21 protein-coding genes and 1 pseudogene are annotated in these 18,929 nt (G+C 54.7%); 16 read left to right on the top strand and 6 right to left on the bottom strand.

Annotation, left to right across the window (positions count from 1 at the left end; translation table 11 throughout):
• Positions 1 to 195: pseudogene (locus H6G13_RS20080) on the top strand (photosystem II q(b) protein); the annotation flags it as partial.
• A gap of 240 nt (positions 196 to 435) precedes the next feature.
• Positions 436 to 639 (top strand): hypothetical protein, encoded by a 204-nt coding sequence (locus tag H6G13_RS20075; RefSeq protein WP_190486116.1) that lies wholly within the window; start codon positions 436 to 438, stop codon positions 637 to 639.
• Positions 640 to 728: 89 nt separating this feature from the next.
• On the opposite strand, the gene bioF is transcribed toward H6G13_RS20075, so the two are convergent.
• From bioF to eno, 3 genes are all read right to left on the bottom strand, one after another.
• Entirely contained in the window at positions 729 to 1,922 is a 1,194-nt protein-coding gene (gene bioF, locus H6G13_RS20070; protein ID WP_190486139.1) for an 8-amino-7-oxononanoate synthase, read from the bottom strand.
• Positions 1,923 to 1,971: 49 nt separating this feature from the next.
• Entirely contained in the window at positions 1,972 to 2,514 is a 543-nt protein-coding gene (locus tag H6G13_RS20065) for a hypothetical protein (protein ID WP_190486115.1), read from the bottom strand.
• Positions 2,515 to 2,715: 201 nt separating this feature from the next.
• Entirely contained in the window at positions 2,716 to 4,011 is a 1,296-nt protein-coding gene (gene eno / locus H6G13_RS20060) for a phosphopyruvate hydratase (protein WP_190486114.1), read from the bottom strand.
• Positions 4,012 to 4,200: 189 nt separating this feature from the next.
• Between eno and H6G13_RS20055 the strand changes: the two genes are divergently transcribed.
• From H6G13_RS20055 to H6G13_RS20015, 9 genes are all read left to right on the top strand, one after another.
• Entirely contained in the window at positions 4,201 to 4,926 is a 726-nt protein-coding gene (locus H6G13_RS20055; protein WP_190486112.1) for a Bax inhibitor-1 family protein, read from the top strand.
• Between the two features lie 157 nt (positions 4,927 to 5,083).
• A protein-coding gene (gene prfB, locus H6G13_RS20050; protein WP_190486110.1) for a peptide chain release factor 2 occupies positions 5,084 to 6,209 on the top strand; the annotation gives its coding sequence in 2 pieces (ribosomal slippage) (positions 5,084 to 5,158 and positions 5,160 to 6,209; 1,125 coding nt in all).
• 70 nt (positions 6,210 to 6,279) lie between these two features.
• Positions 6,280 to 6,477 carry a DUF3285 domain-containing protein gene (locus H6G13_RS20045; protein WP_190486108.1) on the top strand — a complete coding sequence of 66 codons (198 nt, stop codon included), beginning with the start codon at positions 6,280 to 6,282 and terminating at the stop codon, positions 6,475 to 6,477.
• Between the two features lie 9 nt (positions 6,478 to 6,486).
• Positions 6,487 to 7,068, top strand: a complete 582-nt coding sequence (gene ybeY / locus H6G13_RS20040) for an rRNA maturation RNase YbeY (protein WP_242028435.1) — start codon at positions 6,487 to 6,489, stop codon at positions 7,066 to 7,068.
• Between the two features lie 181 nt (positions 7,069 to 7,249).
• The gene (locus H6G13_RS20035; RefSeq protein WP_190486106.1) at positions 7,250 to 7,708 is read left to right on the top strand and encodes a diacylglycerol kinase family protein; all 459 of its coding nucleotides are present in this window, start codon (positions 7,250 to 7,252) and stop codon (positions 7,706 to 7,708) included.
• 15 nt (positions 7,709 to 7,723) lie between these two features.
• Complete coding sequence (locus H6G13_RS20030; RefSeq protein ID WP_190486104.1) at positions 7,724 to 8,338, top strand: aminodeoxychorismate/anthranilate synthase component II; 615 nt, start codon at positions 7,724 to 7,726, stop codon at positions 8,336 to 8,338.
• Positions 8,339 to 8,471: 133 nt separating this feature from the next.
• Positions 8,472 to 9,248: an MBL fold metallo-hydrolase gene (locus H6G13_RS20025; protein ID WP_190486103.1), complete on the top strand. Its 777-nt coding sequence runs from the start codon at positions 8,472 to 8,474 to the stop codon at positions 9,246 to 9,248.
• A 34-nt stretch (positions 9,249 to 9,282) separates the two neighbouring features.
• Positions 9,283 to 10,593, top strand: coding sequence for an aminopeptidase P N-terminal domain-containing protein (locus tag H6G13_RS20020; protein WP_190486101.1), 1,311 nt, complete (start codon positions 9,283 to 9,285; stop codon positions 10,591 to 10,593).
• Positions 10,594 to 10,709: 116 nt separating this feature from the next.
• The gene (locus tag H6G13_RS20015; protein ID WP_190486099.1) at positions 10,710 to 12,398 is read left to right on the top strand and encodes an N-acetylmuramoyl-L-alanine amidase; all 1,689 of its coding nucleotides are present in this window, start codon (positions 10,710 to 10,712) and stop codon (positions 12,396 to 12,398) included.
• Positions 12,399 to 12,499: 101 nt separating this feature from the next.
• Here the strand turns inward: H6G13_RS20015 and H6G13_RS20010 are convergent, their stop codons facing one another.
• Entirely contained in the window at positions 12,500 to 13,063 is a 564-nt protein-coding gene (locus tag H6G13_RS20010) for a DUF2854 domain-containing protein (protein WP_190486096.1), read from the bottom strand.
• A 138-nt stretch (positions 13,064 to 13,201) separates the two neighbouring features.
• On the opposite strand from H6G13_RS20010, the gene H6G13_RS20005 reads away from it, so the two are divergent.
• From H6G13_RS20005 to H6G13_RS19985, 5 genes are all read left to right on the top strand, one after another.
• A complete protein-coding gene (locus H6G13_RS20005; RefSeq protein ID WP_190486094.1) occupies positions 13,202 to 13,381 on the top strand; it encodes a hypothetical protein in 180 nt (59 codons plus the stop codon).
• Positions 13,382 to 13,498: 117 nt separating this feature from the next.
• Complete coding sequence (locus H6G13_RS20000) at positions 13,499 to 13,816, top strand: 2Fe-2S iron-sulfur cluster-binding protein (protein WP_190486092.1); 318 nt, start codon at positions 13,499 to 13,501, stop codon at positions 13,814 to 13,816.
• A gap of 129 nt (positions 13,817 to 13,945) precedes the next feature.
• On the top strand, positions 13,946 to 14,128 hold the full coding sequence (locus H6G13_RS19995) for a hypothetical protein (RefSeq protein ID WP_190486090.1): 183 nt from the start codon (positions 13,946 to 13,948) through the stop codon (positions 14,126 to 14,128).
• A 3-nt stretch (positions 14,129 to 14,131) separates the two neighbouring features.
• Complete coding sequence (locus tag H6G13_RS19990; protein ID WP_190486088.1) at positions 14,132 to 15,187, top strand: DUF3326 domain-containing protein; 1,056 nt, start codon at positions 14,132 to 14,134, stop codon at positions 15,185 to 15,187.
• 99 nt (positions 15,188 to 15,286) lie between these two features.
• The gene (locus H6G13_RS19985; RefSeq protein WP_190486136.1) at positions 15,287 to 15,850 is read left to right on the top strand and encodes a CPBP family intramembrane glutamic endopeptidase; all 564 of its coding nucleotides are present in this window, start codon (positions 15,287 to 15,289) and stop codon (positions 15,848 to 15,850) included.
• Between the two features lie 156 nt (positions 15,851 to 16,006).
• On the opposite strand, the gene glgB is transcribed toward H6G13_RS19985, so the two are convergent.
• Together glgB and H6G13_RS19975 are read right to left on the bottom strand one after the other, a co-directional pair.
• Positions 16,007 to 18,298, bottom strand: coding sequence for a 1,4-alpha-glucan branching enzyme (gene glgB / locus H6G13_RS19980; protein WP_190486086.1), 2,292 nt, complete (start codon positions 18,296 to 18,298; stop codon positions 16,007 to 16,009).
• A 288-nt stretch (positions 18,299 to 18,586) separates the two neighbouring features.
• The gene (locus tag H6G13_RS19975) at positions 18,587 to 18,847 is read right to left on the bottom strand and encodes a hypothetical protein (protein WP_199306482.1); all 261 of its coding nucleotides are present in this window, start codon (positions 18,845 to 18,847) and stop codon (positions 18,587 to 18,589) included.
• Positions 18,848 to 18,929: the final 82 nt, after the last annotated feature.

Below are 18,929 nucleotides of genomic sequence, written 5' to 3'. Positions count from 1 at the left end.
CTGAACGGGTTCAACTTCAACCAGTCCGTGCTTGACTCACAGGGTCGTGTGATTGCCACCTGGGCTGACGTGATCAACCGGGCCAACCTGGGTATGGAAGTGATGCACGAGCGTAATGCTCACAACTTCCCCCTTGACCTGGCTGCTGGCGATGCTGCTCCTGTAGCGCTCACCGCTCCTGCCATCAACGGCTAAATCTAAAACTGTAGAGATGTGAGTAGTTGCATCTCTACGGCGAAATCAAAAGCGCCCTCATAAGAGGGCGCTTTTTTGTTGGGTTTGAGAGTGCTTAGAGGGTTAAGAGCGACGGTACTCAGCCGCTCCCAAAGGTAGGAATTAATCAGGTGATGGGCTGGTTTTCAGACGGTAGCCTCAGGTACCAAAGCCAAGTTGTTAGAATCTTTAAGTGATGAATCGGCACTAGAGGAAACTCCCGTGGAAGTTAATTGCGCTGTAGACTGCGTCAACGGCTGTGTACTGGGCGATAGATGTCCTAACCTCAAATACACCGAAGAAGCAGCCAAATTTATCGACGATACTCCGTTAGACAAAATGCTGGAAATGGCTGATGATGCCGTCCGCAAAAGAATCATGGCTCGCGCTTCGCAGCCACCTAAGTGGGTGCTGCCGGAAGAGTAAGGGGAAAGTGGAGAGGCGCGGAGAATTTTAGCAGTGATGACTTGCTAGACTTCTCCATCTCTTTACCCTCTCTATCTTCTTCCTGAGTCTTATGGCATTAGTAGAGTCTTTTTTAGCCCCAGCAGCAGCTGATCCAGGTGCGATCGCATATGACTTGCCATCAGCGTAATTCTGAGGCGACTGGTGGGGCTGGTGGGAGGACGGACTGGGGAAACGAATAGGCCTAGCTGCCGCAGCTGTTGACCTACGCGTATAACGGCTGCAGCGTCTTGAACTTCTATGCAGAAAATAGGTGAGTCTGAAGGGAGCCGCTTCGTATGATGAGCGGGTAACCCGGTTTCCCACAGCTGATCTAGCTGGTGCTTCAGGTAGTGAACGTGGTTCCAGAGCTGCGATCGCATTTCCGGCTCGCTCTGGATAATCTCAATCGCCTTTAAAGCTGCTGCAGTGTCTGCTGGCGTTAGCCCAGTCGTGTAAATCCAGCTAGGGGCACGATTACGTAAAAAATCGATCAGGCTGGCTGTGCCTGCAACGTAGCCGCCTAAGCTGCCCAGAGCCTTGCTGAGGGTGCCTACCTGCACTAGAGGTCGCCCCCTACAGCCAAAATGCTCTACGCATCCTGCTCCTCCACTGCCTAATACGCCGGTAGCATGGGCTTCGTCTACCAGCACCATACTGTCAAACTGCTCTGCCAAATTCAAAATTTCGGGTAAGGGGCACAGATCTCCATCCATACTAAAAACGCTGTCGGTGAGGATCAGGCAGCGGCGATAGCGATGGCGCTGTTCCTGAAGCTGCTGCCTTAGGTCGCTCAAGGAGCAGTGCGCGTAGTCTACCAGAGCAGCACCGCTCATTCGGGCACCGTTTTTCAGGCTGGAGTGGTTGTATTGGTCAGACAACACCAAATCGCGCGGGCCGACTAGTGCGCTGATTGCACCGATGTTAGCCAGGTAGCCAGAGCTAAAAACGAGGGCGTCTTCAGTTTGCTTGAGGGTTGCGATCGCACTCTCCAACTTTTCGTGCAGAGGCCGATGACCACTCAACAGCCGGGAACCTGTGCTGCCCGTGCCATAGGTCTGAATAGCCTCAATCGCCGCTGCTGCTAGCCGGGGATCGCCCGCCAGCCCTAAGTAATCGTTGCTAGCAAAGTTAATTACTTCTTGGCCATCAAACGTGACTACTGGCCCTGCCATCCCTTCTATGGACTTGACCGAGCGGTACCAGTCAGCCCGATGCAGCGTGTCTAAAGACTTGTCTATCCAGGCATAAGGATCTAGAGGCATAGCCGACTCAGGCACAGTGCTGCCCTAGCTTACCGAATTTGGTCCCCGTCTATGGCCCCTCCGGAATCCAGGCGTAGGGGCTACCCGAAACGCTGACGCCCCCATTTTTTGAGAAGGTAACAACCAAAATATTGGAATCGTCTCGCCCTACGTCTAGATATCCCCTAGCCCACACCTCGAATTGATCCACTCCGGTAATCGTTAGCCGGTAAGCGCCTTCGTCTATCCAGAAGCCCTGGCGTCGATTGAAATTCCCGGGCCGATAGAGCAGGCGATTGTCGAGATAAACTGCTCCCCAGTCACTGCCCTGGGCCACAAACTCAACCCGGACTCGCTGCCGAGGAGCAGTTGGGTAGCGGTGAGGATAGGGCACAATCACTGGCGCATTGATAATGATTTGCCGCTTGGCTTGGTCCATAAAAGGAACCAGGGAAGGTGGCGGGGCAGCATTGGCAGAGAGGGTCATTGCTGCAGCTAGGGTGGGTGCAATGGCTGAACCCTTTAGGGCTACCCCTACTAAGAACCTGCAGGTGAAGCGGCTCCAAAACCGACTCGAATTGCCGATAGAATAATCAGTCTCCGACTTCGGCATACCGACCCCTCCAGAGATAGCGCTATAAATATCTAGTCGTATTCCCAATACAGCTAGTTTCCCTGATCTAGCCTGTGACGTTGTCCATCAGAAGCAATCGGTCACAAAAGAGGCGTCCTCCAGGACGCCTCTTTTGTTTAATCACAGGTTTTGCTGTTTAATCACAGGTTTTGCCAAACCAGTTTTACCGAGTTGCGGCCCTTAGCGCTGGGCAGGTCCCATGCCTACGGTGCCTGCGTAAATAGCCTGATCACCCAGCTCATCTTCAATTCGCAGCAGGCGGTTGTATTTAGCCAGGCGCTCACTGCGCGAAAGAGACCCTGTTTTGATCTGTCCAGCCCGAGTCGCGACTGCCAGATCCGCAATTGTGGTATCTTCGGTTTCTCCAGAGCGGTGGCTGATGATCGAGGTATAGCTCCTACGCGTAGCCAGATCAACTGTTGCCAGCGTTTCTGTGAGAGAACCAATCTGGTTCAGCTTGATCAAAATCGAATTGCCAATTCCCTGCTCAATGCCCTTTTGCAGCCGGGTAGGGTTGGTCACAAACAGGTCATCGCCTACCAGCTGCACCTGAGCACCCAGCCTTTCGGTCAGAGATTTCCAACTGGTCCAGTCATCTTCATGCAGGCCATCTTCGATGGAAAGAATTGGATACTGGCTCACCAAACTTGCTAGATAGTCAATGAGCTCTGCGGGAGAATGGGCTGTACCGTCATAGGTATACTGCCCGTCTTTATAGAATTCACTGGCCGCGACATCTAATGCCAGAGCTACCTGCTCACCAGGCTGGTAGCCCGCCTTTTCAATAGCCGCAATCAAAATGTCCAGAGCCTCCTGGTTCGACCCTAGGTTGGGCGCATAGCCACCCTCATCCCCCACACCTGTCAGCTGGCCCTTCTCTTTCAAGATTTTGCTGAGGCTGGCAAATACCTCAGCGCCCCAGCGCAGCGCTTCCCGGAACGTAGGAGCCCCGATCGGCACAATCATAAATTCCTGGATATCCACGTTGTTGTCGGCATGGGCACCGCCGTTGATCACGTTCATTAGCGGTACCGGCAACACATTCGATAGGGGACCGCCCAGATACCGATATAGCGGCAGCCCAAGAGATTGAGCGGCAGCTTTAGCATTAGCCAGAGATATCGCTAAAATCGCGTTGGCCCCTAGCTTGGACTTGTTAGGCGTGCCGTCGGTTTCGATCATGACCTGATCGATTAGGCTCTGTTCCAGCGCGTTGAGACCAATCAGCTCTGGAGCCAGAATTTGCTCTATATTCTCAACCGCTTTTAGCACCCCGTTACCACCGTAACGATTCGGGTCATCATCCCGCAGCTCATGGGCTTCAAAGCTTCCGGTAGAAGCACCGCTGGGCACCTGAGCAACGCCAACACCTCCGCCCGAGAGATACACCTCGGCTTCAACCGTGGGCCGTCCCCGCGAGTCCAAGATCTCGCGTGCCTGTATGTCCTCGATAGACGTGTCCAGAATGTCAATCATGACTGTTTGTTTCCTTCATTCCGATAGTAAGGATACGTCCATTGGGGACAGCCGCAGCAGCTTGTCGAGTTTTCTTTGGCAGTGTCAGGAAACGCTGAACTCTTTAGAAATGCGGAAATACAGGGATTTTGGCTAGAATCTAAGTAGCGTATCAGCATCTAGGCTGTCACGATTACGGAGAATTTAGCGATGAGCAATACCAGTAACTTTCGAGAAGCCATTCGCAAAGCCCAGGGACAGGCACTAATTGGCCCTAACGTCATCAAAAACGCCCTGCCGTACGTCGGTGGCGGGCTGGTTCTGACGGCAGCCGGAGCTTTTGGCGGCCTCAACGTTCTGGCAAACAACCCCAACATCTTCATGCCCACCTTCTGGGTAGCCCTGATTGCCGAGTTGGCGCTGTTCTTTGTCGCCCAGCGCGTAGCAGCCCAGGAAAACAATGGCACAGCCCTACCGCTGCTGGCTACCTATAGTCTACTAAGTGGCTACACCCTCAGCGGTCTGCTCTATGTTGCCCTAGGCACTGCCGGCGTAGGCATCAATGGGATTGGAGCAGCAGCGCTGGCCTGCGGCATTACCTTTGTTGCAGCTCGACAGATCGGCTCCAACCTGTCTGAAGAAGATGGGTTTGCTCTGACTAAAACAATCGGGATTGGCGTTTTTGCCATCGTGATTGCGATTGTTGGTCAATTTATCTTTAGCCTGTTTGGCGGCCCCATCCCTCAGTTCCTCGACATTGCCATTTCTGGCTTTGGCGTGCTGATCTTTATGGGCGCAGCCGTGGTGGACTTCTTCATCCTGCCCCGCACCTATAAGGACGAGCAGTACCTCTCAGCAGCGCTGTCGATGTACCTGACCTACATCAACCTATTCATCTTTATCCTGCGGTTGCTCATCGCCATCAACCGCGATTAGACACACGAGAGGAAAGCGTGAAAGCGCTTAGGAGCAGTTGATGTTGCCTCCTGGAGGCGATTAAACTGGGGCTAAAGCATTTCTGCTGTAGAGACGTCCTCTGGGGCGTCTCTCAGTGTTTGAGGCGCTCATACAAAATTTACAACCTGGTCATCCTATGCTCGATTCTGTCGAAATCAAGCGAGAGCTTGAAAGCCTATCTGACCGCCTGGGTAAAACCCAGGACTATCTTTGACATTCCTGCCCTAGAAGCCAAAATTCAGGATCTGGAACAGGTTGCAGCCCAGCCTGACTTTTGGGACAACCAGACTCAAGCTCAAGAGGCCCTACAAGAACTCAGTGACTACAAATCTCATCTGGCTCAGCTAGAGGGGTGGAGGTCTAGCCTAGAAGACACCAAGGCTATTCTGGAGCTGCTGGAGCTGGAATCAGACGAGTCTTTGCTACAAGAAGCTCAAGACAATGTCAGCCGGCTGGGCCAAGAGCTAGAGCAGTGGGAGCTACAGCAGCTGCTCTCAGGCCCCTACGATAAGAAAGGGGCCGTTCTCACTATTAACGCCGGAGCTGGGGGCACTGATGCCCAAGACTGGGCCGAAATGCTGCTGCGGATGTACACCCGGTGGGCCGAGAGTCAGGGCTACAAGGCGCATCTGGTAGAAGTTTCTGAGGGAGAAGAGGCAGGCATTAAGTCGGCCACATTGGAAATCGAGGGCCGCTACGCCTTTGGCTACCTCCGCTCGGAAAAAGGTACCCACCGACTGGTGCGCATTTCACCTTTCAACGCCAACGATAAGCGGCAGACGAGCTTTGCTGGCGTGGAGATCATGCCGATTTTAGATCAGTCAATTGATCTGGAGATTCCCGAGAAAGACCTGGAGGTCAAGACCTCTCGATCTGGCGGAGCAGGCGGCCAAAACGTGAACAAGGTAGAGACCGCTGTGCGGATTACTCACCTACCTACCGGAATTTCGGTGCGCTGTACTCAGGAGCGATCGCAACTCCAGAACAAAGAGAAAGCCATGGTCATCCTCAAGGCCAAGCTGCTAATCATTGCTCAGGAACAGCAGGCCAAAGCGATCGCAGAAATCCGAGGCGACATGGTCGAAGCCGCCTGGGGCAACCAGATTCGCAACTACGTGTTTCATCCCTATCAGATGGTCAAAGATCTGCGAACTGGAGTAGAGACCACGGCCATTGAAGACATTATGGCCGGAGATCTCGATGCCTTCATTCAGGCATACCTGCGGCAGGAGAACCAGGTGGTGCAGACACAGTCAGTCTAATCAGAACCGACTCGCCCTCGACTGCTGGGAACACCTTGTAAAGTGGAAAGAGAACCCGTTGGATTTGGCTATGAGCGACCCTATTCTCGAACCCCCCACCGCTGACGTAGAACTCCCCGCTGCCCAGCCTGCCGAGCCCCCTCCTAGCTACGTCAAGCTGGCTATGCGGAACATGGTGCGCAAGGGCAGTAAGTCTCTGGCTCACTTTGCCCTAACCGCCGTGGGCCTAATGGGTCTGATGGTCGGGCTGGCTTACCTGACCCGCTAAATATAATCTATGCTTTCTCAGCCCTTACAGACCCCTACTCAACGGCAAATTGAGGTGCTGGTTGCCGTGAACCACCCGCTGGTGGCAATGGCCCCAGAGGGGCCGTTTTTGACTACTGCACCTGAAGATCCGTTTTTAGCCCTCGCCACCGATGCAGAGTGGCAGCACTGGTTTGGGGTCTGGATAGAGGCGCTGCGGGTCAACCTCTCGCCCATTGGCCTTTACGAGGTAGGCCTGCAGTTCACAGACGATGCCGGTATACAGCAGCTCAATGCAGCCTACCGACAACAAGACAAACCCACCGATGTCCTCGCCTTTGCCGCCCTAGAAGATACCTTGCCCCAGGTGCAGGATTTGCTACAGACAGAACCGCTGTATCTAGGAGACATTATTATCTCCCTAGATACAGCTCAGCGGCAGGCTGCCGAACAAGGTCATCCCTTACGGCAGGAAGCGATCTGGCTCAGCGCCCATGGCTTTCTTCATCTGCTAGGGTGGGATCATCCAGACGATGAAAGTTTAGTGAAGATGCTGGAAAAGCAGGCCGATCTCTTAGCCCAAATTGGGTTGATAGATAAAAAATCGAGTTAGATTGGGCACTGGCAGCCTCGGCCCTCCTGCCAAGTTTAAAGCCAGGCTAAAAAGGGTAGATTGCGCTCCTCTATATCTGTTTTGTCATTACAGCAAAAGTAATACCCCCATCCATTGGGATTGCTCCCAAACTTCTTCACACTGGCGGTTTAACCGTCTGCTTCCTCCCAGGTGTTCTCCTATGTCAACATCCCGCGAAGATATTCAGCCTATCTCCCAGACTCAGCTCCAGGACTTGACGGCTCGCGTGGATCGAACGCTCTCCCTACAGGTTGCCAGCAACCTATTTGTCAGCTTCAAATATGCCTGGCAAGGCATCAGCTATGCCTTCCGCACCCAGCGCAACTTTCGGGTTCACGTCTCTATCGGCACTCTAGCTATCTCCCTGGCTATCTGGCTGCATCTGGGCGCTATAGAAATCTCAGTTATTAGCCTGACCTGTGGCGCAGTGTTGACCATGGAGCTGATCAACACTGCCTTAGAATCGGTTGTAGACCTGACAGTGCAGCAGACCTACCACGAACTCGCTAAAATCGCTAAAGACTGTGCCGCCGCCGCCGTGCTGATCTCAGCCCTGATTGCGCTTTTGATCGCGACCTGTCTTCTATTCCCGCCCCTGTGGGCCGCTTTACAGGCTTAAACTCTCCAACACCCCATGATCATTGTCATCGACAACTACGATAGCTTCACCTACAACCTGGTGCAGTACCTAGGCGAGCTCGGTCAGCAGCTACCGGTTGCCAAAGATATTCAGGTCTTTCGCAATGATCAAATTACAGTTCAGCAGGTAGCTGACCTCAAGCCCGACGGTATCGTGATCTCTCCTGGTCCTGGTCGCCCTGAAGACGCCGGTATTTCCTTAGAAGTGATTCGAGAACTGGGACCGACTACCCCCATTCTGGGAGTTTGCCTAGGCCACCAGAGCATGGGGCAGGTTTTCGGCGGCACTGTCACCTCAGCTACAGAGCTAATGCACGGCAAAACCTCCCTGATTCACCACACGGGCGCGGGGATCTTTGCCGGTTTAGAAAATCCTTTCCAGGCGACTCGTTACCACAGCCTAGTGATCGATCGGGCCAGCTGCCCGGAGGTTCTAGAAATTACGGCCTGGGTTGAGGATGGCACTATTATGGGCGTGCGCCACCGCCAGTACCCCCACATTCAGGGCGTTCAGTTTCACCCTGAGAGCGTGCTCACAGTAGCGGGCAAACAGCTTCTGCAAAACTTTTTGGTGCCGCTGCCGCAGCCTGTCCCAGCCAGTGTGCGCTAAAGTTTCCGGCACTCAGTCTGCGCCAAAGGGTCAAATCGGGCGCTAGAGTAAAGGATGCAATGAGGGGCCGCTGGGCAGAAGATCTGTCCCGGTCACAGGTGTGGTTGCATTAAAGGCAAGGAGACAGGTGGGTATGAAGCGCCGACAGCTATTGCAATACGCAGGAACAGGACTTTTCACAACGCTGGGCCTAGGAGCCCTCTCAGCCTGGCAGGGAGCTCAGGCTCAAACAACCGGTGTAACGGTGCGGTGGCTGGGGCACACTTGCTTCTTGTTTACTGGGGATGGACGCAAGATTTTGGTCAATCCTTTTCGCCGGATTGGCTGTACTGCCGGGTATCGTCCGCCCAACGTGCAGGCTGACCTGGTAATGATCAGCAGCCGCCTGTTTGATGAGGGCTACCTGCAGGATGTGCCTGGAGATCCTCGGGTATTGGCTGAGCCAGGCACCTACGGCTTCACCAACATGCAGGTGCAGGGCATTCCCGTGTCTCACGACCGGCAAGGGGGTCGGCGATTTGGCACCAACATCATCTGGAAGTGGAATCAGGGCGGCCTCAACCTGGTACATATGGGGGGTGCTGCCGCGCCAATAGATGTCGAAGAGCAGATTTTGCTGGGGCGACCTGACGTGCTGATGGTCCCGGTGGGCGGTGGCCCTAAGGCTTACAGTGCCGAAGAAGCCGTGCGGGCCGTTCAAACGCTCAGACCTAAGATGGTTATTCCCACGCAGTACCGAACCCAGGCAGCCGATGCCGAGAGCTGCGACATCACTGCCCTAGATGACTTTTTGCAGCTGATGCAGGGAACACCGATTGCTCGTGCCAATGGCGATACGGTAGCTCTACAGCCTGCCAGTTTGCCGACTGAAGGCATGAGGATTCAGGTGATGAATTATTCCTTTGGTTAACGCATTTAGTTGACACGTTTGGTGAGATGGTCCTATGTCTAGCCCCTACCAACAGCGCCGCGAGCAGTTAATGGCCCAAATCGGCAGCGCCACTGCCGTTTTTGCCAGCGCTCCCTTGGCGGTCATGCACAACGATGTGGAGCATCCCTTCCGCCAGGACAGCGATTTCTACTACCTCACTGGCTTTAATGAGCCTCAGGCCGTGGCCGTTTTAGCGCCTCACCATGAGGAGCACCGCTTTGTGCTGTTTGTGCGGCCCAAGGACAAGGAGAAGGAAATCTGGTCAGGCTACCGGGTCGGGGTAGATGAAGCCAAGGATCGCTATGGGGCCGACCAAGTCTATCCGATCGCGGAACTAGACGAGCACCTGCCCAAATACCTGGAAAAAGCTGATCAGCTCTACTACCACTTTGGCCACGATGAGGAGCTGAACCATCGCATTCTCAGGTATTGGCAGCGGCTACTGGTAACCTACACTAAGCGGGGTACTGGGCCGGTGGCTATTGCCGACTCTCACCTACTGCTGCAGCAAATGCGGCGGGTGAAGACGGCAGATGAACTGGAGCTGATGCGACATGCGATCGCAATTTCCGCTAAAGCCCACAACCATGCCCGCGACATCACCCAGCCTGGGCGCTACGAATACGAGATTCAGGCCGAAATGGAGCACCTGTTTCGGTTAGAAGGCGCGATGGGCCCAGCCTATCCTTCGATTGTTGCCTCTGGGCCAAACGCCTGCATTCTCCACTACATTGAAAACAACCGGCAGATGAAGGCCGGAGAGCTGCTGCTGATTGATGCGGGCTGCGCCTACGGTTACTACAACGCCGACATCACCCGTACCTTTCCGGTGGGAGAGCGCTTTACAGACGAACAGCGCATTCTGTATGAGCTGGTGCTAGAAGCGCAGCTCCAGGCCATCGAAAAGGTGCAGCCCGGCCGGCCGTTCAACGAGTTTCATGATGCTGCTACTCGCGTGATTACAGAAGGCTTAGTCGAGCTAGGTCTGCTGGCAGGCGAGGTAGATACCCTGATTGAGGAGAAGAAGCACAAGGCTTTCTTCATGCACGGGACGGGACATTTTCTAGGCTTAGATGTGCATGACTCAGGCACTCTGCGTAACCCTGACAAGACCTGGAAGCCTTTTGAGCCGGGGAATGTGGTAACGGTAGAGCCAGGGATCTATGTGGCTCCCGACTATGAGCCGGTAGAGGGCCAACCCCAGGTGGACGAACGCTGGCGCGGCATTGGCATTCGCATTGAAGACGATGTTTTGGTGACCGCAACGGGCCATGAAGTTTTGACGGCGGCTGTTCCTAAAGCGCTTAAAGAGATAGAACGGTAGCGTTTCTACCATACTGAGCTAATATCAAGGCCATTCGGTACATACAGCAGTTTTGCAGCTAGATTTGCAGCAAACTTTGCGACCGAATCTACTGTGGTGTGTGAGGAACCCTACGGGTGCGGCTGAATCGGCTAATTGCAAGCCTGATGGGCGTGGCTGGAGTCTGTGCTGTTGGCGTACCCGCTAAAGCAGCCCAGCTCCAATCCTGGCAGTTTGATGCCAGCCAAAATCGATTGACCTTTACCACCGACAGCAGCGTTCAGCCTCGGGCCAGATTGTTGTCAAATCCTCATCGGCTCGTGGTAGAGCTGCCGGGCATTACCTCTGAGCAAGTTCCCACTAATCAGATGATTGGCGGTGCGGTGCGGGAAGTGAGGTTAGAGCAGTCTGAGGGGCAGGCCACGCTCATGATTTTGGAGCTGAACCCCGAGTATGCTGTTAAGCCGCAGCAGATTCAGGTTTGGGGGGTAACGCCGCAGCAGTGGGTGGTGCAGTTGCCCGATGCAGCTCAGCCCAACGCATTCTCCGTCCATCTGCCGCCAGAGATTCGTCCGCCCTCACCGCTTAGGCCCCCTGGAGTGCCCGCAGTACCGGGGGCTGGGAGGATTCATTTACCTCAGCTTGGCCCCCAGTCCGACTCTCAGGCTAGCCTACAGATTGGCCCACCCAAAGCAGCCGAGCCAGTCCCTGCGGCACAGCCTAAGCAGACCGAGACAGCCTACGCACCGTCAGCCTCCACTCAGCTGCAGAGCGTTGTGACCACGCCCAACGGCTTTTTTATTCAAACCGGAGGATCTGCGCCTCAGGTGCAGGTGTATCGAGTGCGCGATCGCAACCAAACCCGCCAGCTAGTGGTCGATGTGCTCAATGCTCAGCTCGCCAGCACCCTAAACTCTCAACCACTGCCCAATAACCAGTATGGAGTCAGTGCCTGGAGCCTGACCCAGTTTGGCACTACCCCGCCTGCGGTTCGCATTATTCTTAGCCTCGATGCCAATGCACCCGATTGGCAGGTCACGCCGATTCGACAGGGCGGCATTGTGCTGCTGCCCGCAGGAACAGCCCCCGGTCAAGCTGTAGCGCCACCTCAGGCAACGCCCCAAACCCGGCCCATCACCTTGCCCCCGATTGGCTCAGGCGCACCCCAGGGGCAACCACCAACTAGCCGCCCAGCCTCATCCAACCCCCAGCCACTGACGCTGCCGCCGATTAACCCCCCAATCTCCAGCCAGCCCGCCAACCCTCGATCTGTACCCCGTGGTCGAACAGTCGTGGTGCTTGATCCGGGTCATGGCGGCGCTGATCCAGGGGCAGTTGGGATTGGCGGGCTACAGGAAAAGCTGGTAGTGATGGCTGTAACCCAGCAGGTAGCGGCAGCACTACAGGCCCAAGGTATTACCGTGCTGCTAACCCGTCAGGGGGATCAAGAGATTGACCTGCAGCCTCGGGTTGACATTGCCGAACAGGCCAACGCCAGCCTGTTTGTCAGCATCCACGCCAACGCTATTAGCATGGACCGACCCGAAGTTAACGGGCTGGAAACCTACTACTACTCCGACATGGGAGCCAGCTTTGCCGAAGTTCTACACCGCCGAGTGATCAGCCTGACAGGCATGGGCGATCGCGGCACCCGTCAGGCCCGCTTCTATGTGCTGCGTCGCTCCTCTATGCCCGCAGTACTGATCGAGACAGGGTTTGTCACCGGAGCGATTGACGCCCCTCAGCTAGCAAACCCGGGCTGGCAGGCGCGTATGGGCAGTGCGATCGCAGAAGGGATTCTTGAGTACATCCGACAGGCCAATTGAGAGGAGACGCAGGGAGCGGGGAACGCGGAGAGAAGGTTAAGGAGATGCGGAACCGTCTTATCTTCTGTTTCCTGATCCTCTGCTCCCCTCCTGCCTTAAAACTATCCCTGCACCACTGCTGGTTCAAGCTGCGCGATCAGAGCCAGCTCAACTCGATCTTCTGCCGGCTGAGTTAGGTTTGCGCGAACGTTGGGGCCAAAGAATCGCTCAATCTTGTCCTGCTTCGCCTGCCAGGTTGTGAAAGGAACGGTTTCGGAGTTGAACTCCAGAATGAGGGCATAGGCACCGTCGATGTCTTGTTCGCGGACACCGACTAGCTCAGGGCAATCGCCAGAAGGGTTGAGGCCTAGGCGCTCGAGCACTTCGTCTAGGTGAGATTCCTGGCCGTAGCGAAAGCGGGTGATGTCTTTGCGGACCTGATTTTGGGTCGGGGTGGCCTGCGCTTCCCGAAGTTTGAGGACTGTATCAGACAGGGGCTGCGAGTAGGGCACTGGCTTCAGTTCGGAAGCTCGTAGGGCTAGCCCTCCCAACAGCACCGGAATACCGTAGAAAAATCCAGCTAGGTTCAGAGTTGGGTTGTCTTGAAAATAGGCGACAAAGCCAACAACAGTAAGAATGCCGCCAACGACAAGCAAAATAGAACCCAGGGAGGTTTTGCCGAACATGATAATCCAGTAAGTACAGTCAGTCTTCTTTAATGATGCCTGGTTGTGGGCTGTAAGGGTAGGGAATTCTCAAGATTGCTCTGTGTTAACTGGCCGCAAAGTTGCTTATCCTGTGTAAGGAGAGTTGAGCAACCAGAAATGGATTTACAGGTCATTCGCGATCGCATCGAGCAAATCAAAGGCAAGCGCGAAACGCTGGTCCGACTGCTGGAGCAGCCAGACCTCGGCACACTGCGCATTGATGTCAACCAGGCGCTAGAAGAAATGGACGACTTGCTAGAAGAATTTGACCGTTCCTTTCCTGGGCAAAACGGTTAATCCTCAATTCAGTCAGCCCAGGCTCTAATTGGCTCCCCAACTAGCTCCAGGTTTACCCAACAAGTTCATTCAAGTTTAGATCTACCCATTCAGACTCATTTCAGTAAACACTAGGCGATGGCGACCACCTATTCCGTCGAAATTCATCATCAAGGCAACACCCATACCCTAACCGTTGGCGAAGATCAGACCGTTTTAGCGGCGGCCCAAAACGCTGGGCTAGACCTGCCCTTTTCCTGCAGCGCTGGAGTTTGCACCACCTGCGCTGCCCTAGTGCTCGAAGGCCAGGTCGATCAGTCCGAGGGCATGGGCGTCAGCCCCGACCTGCAGGCGGAGGGCTATGCCCTGCTATGCGTAACCTATCCCCGCTCTGATCTCAAGCTTGAGACAGAGAAGGAAGATATTGTGTATCAAAAGCAGTTTGGACAGTCTTAGCAAGCGGAGGAGCAGGGAACCAGGGGAGCAAGAACTTCGAGACAAAGGCAAGGCAGCTTCCCTATCTTCCCCACCCATTTCCCCGCGTCTCCCACCACCCATCCACTCCCTACCCACCCACTAACCCCCATGACGACCCATTTCATCACTGCCGAAATTGACCTCAACGAATCTACCGAAGACCTGCAGCAGGCCATTGAGACCGAGCTAGAAAAGCGCGGCGAACCGCTGCGGTGGGCGGTAACTGAGGTAGATGAGGAGCAGCAGAAAGCGACAGTCGAAGCGGTTGTTACGGTCACTAACAAAGACTAACTGGTGGCTTCTCGTCCATACACTGCGGTTCTGATTATTCCGACTGGCATTGGGGCTGCCATTGGCGGCTATGCAGGAGATGCTTTGCCGGTGGCGCGGGCAATGGCGCAGGTGGCTGACCGGCTAATCACTCATCCCAATGTGCTCAATGGGGCACAGCTTTATTGGCCGCTGCCAAACGCTTATTATGTTGAGGGCTATGGGTTAGACCAGTTTGCTGCTGGGCGCTGGGGACTGCGGCCGGTTCACCAAAACCGGATTGGGCTGGTACTAGATCGAGCGATTGAGGAGGACTTGCGCTGGCGGCATTTGCAGGCAGCGGATGCAGCGCGGGCAACGCTGGGCCTGGATCTGACTGACTATGCCGTGACCGATGCGCCTTTGGATGTGACTTTGAGGACGGCAGAATCAGGCGCTACCTGGGGCACGATCGCAAATCCTGATAGTCTGCTGCGGGCAGTTGAGCGGCTGATTGCGGGAGGGGCAGATGCGATCGCAGTCGTTGCCCGTTTCCCCGACGACTTTGGCAGCGAGGCTTTGCAGAACTACCGCCAGGGTCGGGGGGTTGACCCACTGGCCGGAGCCGAAGCCGTGATCAGCCATCTCGTGGTGCGCACCTTTCAGATTCCCTGTGCTCACGCCCCAGCGCTGACGCCATTGCCGCTAGACCCTAGCCTCTCGCCCAAGTCTGCCGCTGAGGAAATTGGCCATACCTTTTTGCCCTGTGTGCTGGCCGGGCTCAGCTGTGCACCTCAGTTTGTTACTCGCGCCCCGGCTCAAGCCTCCGATCTTTGGGCCGAGCAGGTCGATGCTGTGATCGTGCCTGCTACAGCTCTAGGCGGCAGCGCCGTCATCAGCCTTAGCCGCACCAAGACCTGGGTGATTGCTGTCGAGGAAAACACAACGACTCTGCAGGTCACACCTGAGCAGCTGGGCATTCGCGCGATTCGAGTCAGCTCTTACCTAGAGGCAATTGGTGTCATAGCGACGCACAAAGCTGGCGTGGGGCTGGCGGGAATGCGATCGCACATCTTCCCAATCCAGCCGCTGGTTAAGTAATGCTTGAGTCAGAGGCTGACACTATCTTCGCTAAGATAGCGGCATCCCTGTAGCATTAGCATTGCCTTGGTGACACCCTCCCCCAACGACCAGCCCCAAATGGATCCCCTCAGCCGAATGCAAATTCTGGCAGCTATGGGGGTCACAGCCATTGTGCTGCTGCTGATTGCCCGCCTCTGGCTGTTCTTTGATACGGCTTCCCTGCTGCCGGTTCGGTTTTCGCTACCGGACGTTCTGATCGGCATTGGCGTTGGTCTGGGCATTACCGTCATCAGCTCTATTGCTTACCAGCTCTGGCCGCTCTATCGCCGGAACGCCGACTTCTATCTAAAATTTGTGCTCGAACCACTGACCTGGCCTGATCTGCTATGGATGGGGCTGCTTCCCGGTCTGAGCGAGGAACTGCTGTTTCGCGGCGTCATGCTGCCCGCTATCGGCCTCAATAGCTTCGGCATTCTCATTTCCGGTTTGAGCTTTGGCGTTCTCCATCTAAGCGGGCCACAGCAGTGGGGCTATGTGGTCTGGGCCACGATCGTTGGCTTCATTTTAGCTATCAGTGCCGTCGTTACCGGCAACCTGCTAGTGCCCATTCTGGCCCACATTCTGACTAACCTGATTTCCAGCTTTTTTTGGAAATTCAAGCAGTTAAGAAGCAGGGTTTGACCCTTAATGAGGCCGAGATTGTTCGCCGTTTCGACCCGCTGCCAGTGGTAGTTCAGGGTCGGCTGCATTATGAACTGGTGAATTAGAAGGATATGTGGTTGAGGGTTTGGGGTGCGATCGCACCCCAAACCCTCAACCTAATTCCAGCAAGCCCACCTACTGCCCTAGCTCAGCCGCAGTCTTCTCCCGGTCGAGCTTCATCACAATCGTGCCTAGCGGTGGCAACGTCAGATCCAGGGAATAGGGGCGACTGTGGAACGACCAGTCAACCGACCATTTGCCGCCCAAATTGCCCATATTGCTGCCGCCAAATTCGCGGGCATCACTATTAAACAGCTCACTGTAGTAACCCGGTTCAGGCACCCCAATGCGGTAGTGGCTGTGGGGCTGGGGAGTAAAGTTGCAGACCACCACCAAAAAGTCCCCACTGTCTTTGTCGCGGCGCAGAAACGCCACAACGCTATGGCGATTATCGCTACAGTCAATCCACTCAAACCCTTCTTGGCTAAAGTCTTGGGTAAAGAGAGCCGGTTGGTCGCGGTAAAACTGATTGAGCTTCGCAATAAAGTGCTTGTAGCTCTGGTGCGGCTCGTACTGCAGCAGGTGCCATTCTAAATCACCCCAAACATTCCACTCGCTCCACTGGCCAAACTCCATGCTCATAAACATCGTTTTCTTGCCAGGATGCATGAACATAAAGGTGAACAGACAGCGCAAGTTAGCAAACTTCTGCCACTCGTCGCCAGGCATTTTGCCTAACATATTGCTCTTGCCATGCACCACTTCATCGTGGGACAGCGCCAGCATAAAGTTTTCAGTAAAGGCGTACCAAATACTGAAGGTAACGTTGTTCTGATGGAACTGGCGGAACCAGGGATCCATGCTGAAATAGTCCAGCATGTCGTGCATCCAGCCCATGTTCCACTTCAGATTGAAGCCTAAGCCCCCAACATAGGTCGGCCAAGACACCATCGGCCAAGACGTCGATTCTTCTGCAATAGAGAGCACCCCAGGGAAATAGCTAAAGAGGACATGATTGACCTGGCGCAAAAAGTCCGCCGCTTCAATATTTTCCCGACCACCATACTCATTGGTCACCCACTCGCCTTCTTTACGGCAGTAGTCGAGATAGAGCATAGAGGCGACTGCATCTACCCGAACCCCGTCAATATGGTACTTATCAAACCAGAAGATAGCATTGGCCACTAAGAAATTGCGGACCTCGTTGCGGCCATAGTTAAAGACCAGCGTGCCCCATTCTTGGTGCTCACCCTTGCGTGGGTCAGCGTGTTCGTAGAGGTGAGTTCCATCAAAAAAGGCCAGACCGTGGCCATCCTTGGGAAAGTGGCCGGGCACCCAGTCCACAATCACTCCAATTCCGTTCTGGTGGCACTGGTCCACAAAATACATCAGGTCTTCCGGTGTACCGTAGCGAGAGGTAGCGGCATAGTAGCCAGTCACTTGGTACCCCCAAGAGCCATCAAAGGGGTGCTCGGCAATAGGCAGCAGCTCAACGTGGCTAAAGCCCAGCTCTTTAACATAGGGAATCAGTTTGTCGGCCAGCTCTCGGTAGGTGAGAAAACGGGCACCGGGCTTGAGTTCGGCCACAGTTACCACGGCTGCTTCGGTGCCGTCGGAGCGTTGGGCCGGTTCTGCTGAGGAGCCGTGTAGCCAGGAGCCCAGATGAACCTCATAGATTGAAACTGGCTGAGTCAGGGGGTCATTGTGGCGGCGCTGCTCCATCCAGTCCTGGTCCTGCCAGGTATAGGTATCGAGATCGGTGACAATAGAGGCTGTTTTGGGCCGTACCTCCTGCTGAAAGCCGTAGGGGTCAGACTTCTCGTAGATGTGGCCGGCCGGGTTCTTAATCTCGTACTTATAAGAGGCTCCTGCTGTAAGGTCAGGAATGAAGAGTTCCCAAATGCCGTTGCCCGAGCGGCGCATCTGGTGCTTGCGACCATCCCAGTGGTTGAAGTCACCCAAAACTGAGACGTTGCGGGCATTGGGAGCCCAAACCGCAAAGTAAACTCCGCTTACCCCGTTCATCACTGTAGGGTGAGCACCCAGCTTCTCATAGATGCGGTGGTGATTGCCTTCGGCAAATAGATGAATATCAAAGTCAGTAATCCGCCGCGTCTTGAAAGCGTATGGGTCGTAGATGACGCGCTCGTGCTCACCTTCTTTGAACTTGAGCTGGTAGTTAGCCAGATCCTCAGCCTCAATGATGCACTCAAAAAAGTTAGGATGATGCGCTGCTTCCATTGAGACCTGCTTGCGCTCTTCTGGCAGCACTACCCAGGCAGCTTCGGCCTGCGGCAGGTAAGCCCTCACGGCCCAGACGGTTTTGCCATCGAGCTGGATCATGTGAGGACCCAGCACTTCAAAGGGGTCGTGGTGCTGATTCCAAACAATCCGATCAATCTGCTCAGGGGCAACGGTAACAGACATACATCACCTAAATTCCAAATATCACACTGACTTTTGAGCGGCTGAAGTACCTAACGAAGCCTCAGTACCGGCAGAAGAACATTGCATGACCAAACTTAGCGTAAAGCTAAGAGGGAAGACTCGCATCTATACGGGTCAGCCAAAACTGGTTGCCGCAACTTTGCATCAGCTACTTCAGAAGCTAATTTTTTAAACTATCTGCGAAATAGATTAACAAAACTTAGCGATTCCACGAGAAAAATCTGCTGAACCGGAAGCACTTCTATTCCTCCGTTCGAGGAATAATGCTTAGGGAATAATTGGTATGAATCTCCTCAGCCCCCGACGGAGCTGTAGTAGAAAAATTACCTCCCTCACTTGCGCGGGTAAGGTTTGCATATCGCTGGAATTTTGGAGCTGCTCCTGCAGCTGGGCATATTCAGCTGGCGACAAGAGTTGGCCGTCAAGTGGGGAGCGGGCCTCAGTAATAATCTCAGTCCGTAAGATCTCCTCAGGGATATCTTCAGGCGGCGGCAGGCTCGCACCCGGCTGGGCTAAGCTGAGCACCATACCTCCTCCTAAAAGAAGCGCTACCGGGACACAGGCGCGATGATGCATTGATTATGAAGGTTTCTTTCTAGCTCGCTTCTAC

Origin of the sequence: Pseudanabaena sp. FACHB-2040 (assembly GCF_014696715.1) — a bacterium.
Lineage (GTDB): Bacteria > Cyanobacteriota > Cyanobacteriia > Phormidesmidales > Phormidesmidaceae > JACVSF01.
This window is presented reverse-complemented; position numbering and strand designations above follow the sequence as displayed.

What these genes read in the sequence shown, in the direction of transcription:
- bioF (WP_190486139.1), bottom strand. Translation starts at nt 1,922, where the DNA reads ATGCCTCTAGATCCTTATGCCTGGATAGACAAGTCTTTAGACACGCTG.
- H6G13_RS20065 (WP_190486115.1), bottom strand. Translation starts at nt 2,514, where the DNA reads ATGCCGAAGTCGGAGACTGATTATTCTATCGGCAATTCGAGTCGGTTT.
- eno (WP_190486114.1), bottom strand. Translation starts at nt 4,011, where the DNA reads ATGATTGACATTCTGGACACGTCTATCGAGGACATACAGGCACGCGAG.
- H6G13_RS20055 (WP_190486112.1), top strand. Translation starts at nt 4,201, where the DNA reads ATGAGCAATACCAGTAACTTTCGAGAAGCCATTCGCAAAGCCCAGGGA.
- H6G13_RS20045 (WP_190486108.1), top strand. Translation starts at nt 6,280, where the DNA reads ATGAGCGACCCTATTCTCGAACCCCCCACCGCTGACGTAGAACTCCCC.
- ybeY (WP_242028435.1), top strand. Translation starts at nt 6,487, where the DNA reads ATGCTTTCTCAGCCCTTACAGACCCCTACTCAACGGCAAATTGAGGTG.
- H6G13_RS20035 (WP_190486106.1), top strand. Translation starts at nt 7,250, where the DNA reads ATGTCAACATCCCGCGAAGATATTCAGCCTATCTCCCAGACTCAGCTC.
- H6G13_RS20030 (WP_190486104.1), top strand. Translation starts at nt 7,724, where the DNA reads ATGATCATTGTCATCGACAACTACGATAGCTTCACCTACAACCTGGTG.
- H6G13_RS20025 (WP_190486103.1), top strand. Translation starts at nt 8,472, where the DNA reads ATGAAGCGCCGACAGCTATTGCAATACGCAGGAACAGGACTTTTCACA.
- H6G13_RS20020 (WP_190486101.1), top strand. Translation starts at nt 9,283, where the DNA reads ATGTCTAGCCCCTACCAACAGCGCCGCGAGCAGTTAATGGCCCAAATC.
- H6G13_RS20010 (WP_190486096.1), bottom strand. Translation starts at nt 13,063, where the DNA reads ATGTTCGGCAAAACCTCCCTGGGTTCTATTTTGCTTGTCGTTGGCGGC.
- H6G13_RS20005 (WP_190486094.1), top strand. Translation starts at nt 13,202, where the DNA reads ATGGATTTACAGGTCATTCGCGATCGCATCGAGCAAATCAAAGGCAAG.
- H6G13_RS20000 (WP_190486092.1), top strand. Translation starts at nt 13,499, where the DNA reads ATGGCGACCACCTATTCCGTCGAAATTCATCATCAAGGCAACACCCAT.
- H6G13_RS19995 (WP_190486090.1), top strand. Translation starts at nt 13,946, where the DNA reads ATGACGACCCATTTCATCACTGCCGAAATTGACCTCAACGAATCTACC.
- H6G13_RS19985 (WP_190486136.1), top strand. Translation starts at nt 15,287, where the DNA reads ATGGATCCCCTCAGCCGAATGCAAATTCTGGCAGCTATGGGGGTCACA.
- glgB (WP_190486086.1), bottom strand. Translation starts at nt 18,298, where the DNA reads ATGTCTGTTACCGTTGCCCCTGAGCAGATTGATCGGATTGTTTGGAAT.
- H6G13_RS19975 (WP_199306482.1), bottom strand. Translation starts at nt 18,847, where the DNA reads ATGGTGCTCAGCTTAGCCCAGCCGGGTGCGAGCCTGCCGCCGCCTGAA.